Below are 361 nucleotides of genomic sequence, written 5' to 3'. Positions count from 1 at the left end.
ACGGCGAAACCTTTCTCTTCAAGATCGCCTATCTGGCTGACGATCGCTGACGAGGGCGACGCGCTCACTGTAGACGCCGCGCAGACCGTGCGCTTTGGTGCAGGCGCCGTCTGGGTCGAGAAAACCGTAAATGATTCAGGGCGATGTGACTCTGGCTTCTTTGGGAAGAATCCGCTCTCCGGTGCGCCGAAGGTTTGCCAACGGCTTCAGAGCACTCGCGGTCTGCTCTGGCGTGGCGTCAGTTTGGCCGGCGCCGAGTTCGCGCCTGGCAGCCTACCGGGCAACTATGGCAGTGACTATAGGTATCCGACTGCCGACAGTGTGGCTTACTACAAGAACAAAGGTATGAACATTGTGCGTC

Annotated in this window: 1 pseudogene; it reads left to right on the top strand. The window is 58.7% G+C overall.

The annotated features are described in order from the left end of the window. Window positions 1–361, top strand: a pseudogene (locus ACLFKU_RS44400) (glycoside hydrolase family 5 protein); the annotation flags it as partial.

Source organism: Paraburkholderia sp. EG304, from assembly GCF_046543485.1.
GTDB classification, from domain to species: Bacteria; Pseudomonadota; Gammaproteobacteria; order Burkholderiales; family Burkholderiaceae; genus Paraburkholderia; species Paraburkholderia youngii.
This window is presented reverse-complemented; position numbering and strand designations above follow the sequence as displayed.